This window comes from Cupriavidus sp. WS (assembly GCF_000395345.1).
In the GTDB taxonomy this organism is placed as follows: Bacteria; Pseudomonadota; Gammaproteobacteria; order Burkholderiales; family Burkholderiaceae; genus Cupriavidus; species Cupriavidus basilensis_B.
The window spans coordinates 1-4694 of sequence record NZ_AQPL01000324.1 but is presented as its reverse complement, the minus strand read 5'-3'; the positions used below and the strand labels follow the sequence as shown (position 1 = coordinate 4694).

The window sequence follows — 4694 nt, the reverse complement described above, 5'->3', positions numbered from 1 at the left end:
CTCCCCGTGCGGAGGCGGGCCGCCGGCGCGGCGCCTCAGATCAGCGTCAGGCGCACGTCGATGTTGCCGCGCGTGGCGTTCGAGTACGGGCACACGATATGGGCCTTGTCGACCAGCGACTGCGCGACGGCGCGGTCCACGCCGGGCAGCGAGATGTTCAGGTCCACCTCGATGCCGAAGCCGGTGGGAATCGCGCCGATGCCGACCTGGCCGGTGATCGAGGTATCCGCGGGCAGCGCGATCTTCTCGCGGGCCGCGACGAACTTCAGCGCGCCCAGGAAGCAGGCCGAATAGCCCGCGGCGAACAGTTGCTCGGGGTTGGTGCCGACACCGCCCGCGCCGCCCAGCTCGCGCGGGGTGGCCAGCTTGACGTCCAGCACGTTGTCGGAAGACACCGAGCGGCCGTCACGGCCTCCGGTGGCGCTGGCGCTGGCGCGGTAAAGGACTTTTTCGATCGACATGATGAATCTCCGGTTCGTTGACTGAGAGTGACACTGCCGGCTCCGGGGAGCCGAGGGGTTATGGGGTACTGCCTGCTGCGATACTGCCGTGTGCTGCTGCCTGCTGCTGCCTGCTGCTACTTACTATCTACTATCTGCCGCGCATCGCCAGTGCCCGGTTGCGGCGCTCAACATCGCTGGCGATTAAATCGCGCACTATATATATTGCGTTCCGGCGGGGCATTCGCCCGCGCCTTTCTTCAACCGCCCATTCAACTGCCCGCGTCGGCGAAGCGCTCGCGCAACTTGTCGAGCTCCGCCTTGACCGACGCGATCTTCTCGATGCCGCAATCGGCCGCGCACAGCACCGCGCGCGGCACCGCCTCTGCCTGCTGCCGCAGTGCGCGCCCGTGCGGGGTCAGCGTGACGATGACCTGCCGCTCGTCGGCCGCGGCGCGCTCGCGGCGCAGCAGCGACTGCGCTTCCATGCGCTTGAGCAGCGGCGTCAGCGTGGCCGAGTCCAGGTGCAGGCGCGCGCCGATGTCCGACACCGTCAGGCCATCGGCCTCCCACAGCACCATCATCACGAGGTATTGCGGATAGGTCAGGCCCAGCGGCGCCAGCAACTTGCGGTAAAGCTTGTTCAGGGCCAGCGAAGTGGCATACACGGAAAAGCAGAACTGGTGGTCCAGCAGCAGCACGGAGGCGCTGTCGAGACCGGCGCCGGGCGCTGCCTGCTTGTTCCGGGGAGTGCGTTTCGTGTCCATGAGCCGTAATTTATATCGTGCACGATTCAATTGCAAGCTATTTTTTCCGCGCCGCAGATTTTTCCGCGCCGCCGCGCGGGGTCTCACGGCTGGTCGTCTCCCAGCAGGCCCAGCGCGGTGGTGTCGATGGTCTCGACCTTGCCCTTCTGCCGCACCTCCGTGCGCAGCACGAAGGACTCCGTGGGGCAGTACCAGTCGGTGATCTCCATGACCGCGGGTTCGGTCTGAATCACCTCGTCGCCCATCAGCACCGGGCCGAGCGAGTTGCGCTTCTCGTAGGTGATCGGCATGCACTCGCGGCGGCCCAGCGTGGTCTCGATGGCGCGCGCGCGGCCCACGCGCCGCTCGCCGATGGTGACGGAGGCCGACGGCGCGCGGATGGTGGTGACGAAGGCGTCGGTGGCCAGGCTGTGGATCTCCAGGTCGAGGCTGGAGGTGAGCGTCTCGCCGGGCAGCACCGCGCCTTCGCGCACCGCCAGGCCGGCGTAGCTGAGCACGCCGTGGCCCTGGAACGAGGCCTCGCCGAACAGGCGCGTATAGCGCGCCCGCGCATTGATGGTGGCGCGCTGGCTGCTGACCGTGCCGCCGGTGCCGCCGGCCGCGCGGTCGAAATTCATGTGGTGCACCTGGTCCATCACCACCGGCGGCCCCATCATCGCCGCCAGCGCGGACTTGGAATGGATCGTCAGCCAGGCGCTGCAGCCGGTCTCGGTGCGCACCGGGTGGCGGATCGTCATGGTGATCGACATCGGCATGTCGCCGTCGGCTTCCATCTGCGTGCGGGCGCCGGAGCGGAACCAGCCGGTGTCGCAGATGGTGCCCGGCGCGGCCGGCGGCGGCTCCGCCGATGCGGCGGGCACGGCGGCGGCGGCGTTGTCTGTGGGCGCGGGCGCGGCCGGCTGCGCCCGCGCGGCGCCGAGGACGCCGCACAGCAACAGCAGCAGCGCCGGCAGGCGGAGCCGCGCGGGCGCGCCCGGTTTTGCGCGGGCGTCGGTCCGGCAAGGAGGAACTGTCATTTGGTATCCCAGGCTGGGCCGCGGCGGCACCGGCCGCCGTCATGCAGCGAAGGTAGCATCGCCGCCGCCGCGGCACAATCCGCAGCCGGCGGCCGGCGCGTACAATCGGCCGGAGCCAGCCATCACGACACCATCGCGGCATCATCACAACCAGGAGACGACAATGGCAGTGATCGGACCCGACGTGCGCATCCACCCGAGCGCCTACGTGCATGAATCGGCCTACCTCTACGGCAAGGTCACGGTGCACGAGCACGCGTCGATCTGGATCAACGCGGCCGCGCGCGCCGAGCACACGGAAATCGTGATCGGCGCGTACACCAACATCCAGGACTTCGCCATGCTGCACGTGGGCGACCGCACGCCCACCCTCATCGGCAGCCATTGCTCGATCACCCATCACTGCACCATCCACGGCTGCACCATCGGCGACAACTGCCTGATCGGCATCAACGCCACCATCATGGACGCCTGCGTGATCGGCGACAACAGCATCGTGGCCGGCCATGCCTTCCTCAAGGAAGGCACCGTGATCCCGCCCAATTCCATCGTGATGGGCAGCCCCGGCAAGGTCACGCGCACGCACAACAGCTACGTGCGCAACCGGCTCAATGCCTTCCTGTACTACAAGAACGCGCTGGCCTACGCGCAGCAGAACTACCGCGCCTGGGAAGGCCCCGCGTTCACGGCGGAGGTGATGCAGGAAATGGCGAAGCTGCAGGCGGAACTGAAGGCGCTGGCCGGTTGAATCCGCGCTGTCAGACCAGCCCGAGGTCCACGGCGCGCGCGCCGGGAAACACCTGCGCCAGGCGCGCGTCGTCCAGCCCGTAGAGGCGCCGGAAGAGGCCGCCCAGCAGCGCGCGGTATTCGTTGAGCACGGGCCAGTCGCGGTTCTGGTTGAGCGTGCGCTGCTCCACCGCCACCTGCTCGCCGGCGACGCGCCCGCCGCGCACCGCGCCGCCGGCCACCCAGTACACCGTGCCGTGGCCGTGGTCGGTGCCGCGCGTGCCGTTCTCGCGGAAGGTGCGGCCGAACTCGGACACCACCACCAGCGTGGTCTGGTTCCACGCGGGGCCGATCTCCTCGGCGAAGCCGGCGATGCCGCGCCCGAGGTTGTCGAGCAGGCTGGCCAGCTGCCCCTGCGCGCCGCCCTGGTTGACGTGCGTGTCCCAGCCGCCCACGTCGATGAAGCCGAGGTTGAAGCGCTCGCGCATCAGGCCGGCCATGCGGCGCGCCTCGAGCTCGAAGCCGCGGGCGCTGAGCGCGCGCCGGTTGGCCGCCTGCATCTCCTGCATGCGGCCGGCCATCGCGGCATCGCCCTCGCCCTGTCCTCCTTGCCCGCCCTGCGCCAGCATGGCGTTGCGGCGCTGCATGGCCTCGGCCTCCTGCGCCACGGTCTGGCGCAGCTCGAAGCCTTCGTCGATCAGCGACTCGAAGCGCGTGCCGCGGTACATCTGCGCCAGCACGCGCGTCTGGCGCTCGTCGAACGGCGTGCGCCCGGTGCCCTTGAGCGAGACGTTGGGCACGTTGAGCGATCCGCTCAGCACCACCGGCAGGCCGTCGGTGAAGGCCACCGGCGCGGCGCGCCCGCCCATGACGCCGGCCAGCCGGTTGAGAAAGCCGGTGCCGCGCAGCGACGCCACGCTGCGCGCGCCGCTGGCGCCGGCCAGCGGCAGGCCCGCCTCCACGCCGTCCTGCGTCTCGAAGTGGCTGCGCGACAGGTCCTCGGTGCCGGCGAACGGCACGAAGGCAAGCTGCCGCTTCCGCCACAGCGGCAGCATGCTGTCCCTGAGCGCGGGATGCAGCGCCCAGTCGCCGATGCCGCGGTCGGCGCCGCCGTCGGAAGCCGCCGCGAGCGAGAGCGCCGCGCGCGGGTCGGCCGGCGTATCGGACGCGGCGGGCGCGACAGGCCGCGCGATGGCGATCGTGGGCCGCGCGGCGTAGTAGAAATCGCTGCCCGCCGGCACCAGCACGTTGGTGGCATCGTAGCCGCCGCGCAGGAACACCAGCAGGAAGCGCGCGTCGGCCTGCTGCGGCAGCGCATAGGCGCGCGCGACGATGCCGGGCGCCAGCGTGGCCAGTCCGGCCATGCCGGCGCGTTTGAGCCATTCACGTCGTTGCATGAGATGCTCCCGTGTCGTGTCTAGTCCTGCATCCATTCCGGCGAGGACAGCAGTATCGTGTTCCATTCCGCCTGCGACGCCGCCTGCGTCATGGCCGTGCGCGTGGCGGGGCCGAGCGTGGCTTCGATGCTGTCGAAGAAGACGCGGTTGCCCGGCTGCGGGAAACCCGTGCGCTCGGCCGGCTTGCCGTCGTCCTTCGAGAACAGGCCGGCCTGCCCGGAGCCGATCGCGCGCGCGATCTCGAAGCGCTTGACCATCTGGCCCGAGCTGGCCCACGCGCTTTCCGCGGCGGGGTAGCCGTCGGGCGTGACGCGGCCGTAGAGCGGCTCGCCGAGCTGGTTGAGCCAG

6 protein-coding genes are annotated in these 4694 nt (G+C 70.0%); 1 reads left to right on the top strand and 5 read right to left on the bottom strand.

Features of this window, described 5'->3' with window-relative positions; all coding sequences use genetic code 11:
* Window positions 1–35 precede the first annotated feature (35 nt).
* The 3 genes from K206_RS0124655 to K206_RS0124645 all read right to left on the bottom strand — a co-directional run bounded on the left by K206_RS0124655 (window position 36) and on the right by K206_RS0124645 (window position 2223).
* Window positions 36–461 (bottom strand): organic hydroperoxide resistance protein, encoded by a 426-nt coding sequence (locus K206_RS0124655; protein ID WP_020205056.1) that lies wholly within the window; start codon window positions 459–461, stop codon window positions 36–38.
* Window positions 462–712: 251 nt separating this feature from the next.
* Complete coding sequence (locus K206_RS0124650; RefSeq protein WP_020205055.1) at window positions 713–1207, bottom strand: MarR family winged helix-turn-helix transcriptional regulator; 495 nt, start codon at window positions 1205–1207, stop codon at window positions 713–715.
* A gap of 83 nt (window positions 1208–1290) precedes the next feature.
* The gene (locus K206_RS0124645) at window positions 1291–2223 is read right to left on the bottom strand and encodes a hypothetical protein (RefSeq protein WP_052165984.1); all 933 of its coding nucleotides are present in this window, start codon (window positions 2221–2223) and stop codon (window positions 1291–1293) included.
* Between the two features lie 163 nt (window positions 2224–2386).
* Here K206_RS0124645 and K206_RS0124640 point away from each other — a divergent pair, with 163 nt between their 5' ends.
* A complete protein-coding gene (locus K206_RS0124640; protein WP_020205053.1) occupies window positions 2387–2971 on the top strand; it encodes a gamma carbonic anhydrase family protein in 585 nt (194 codons plus the stop codon).
* Between the two features lie 10 nt (window positions 2972–2981).
* Here the strand turns inward: K206_RS0124640 and K206_RS0124635 are convergent, their stop codons facing one another.
* Together K206_RS0124635 and K206_RS39190 are read right to left on the bottom strand one after the other, a co-directional pair.
* Window positions 2982–4346, bottom strand: coding sequence for a DUF1501 domain-containing protein (locus tag K206_RS0124635; RefSeq protein ID WP_029044037.1), 1365 nt, complete (start codon window positions 4344–4346; stop codon window positions 2982–2984).
* A 20-nt stretch (window positions 4347–4366) separates the two neighbouring features.
* Window positions 4367–4694: DUF1800 family protein (locus tag K206_RS39190; protein ID WP_043367060.1), on the bottom strand; the 328-nt coding region annotated here is incomplete at its 5' end.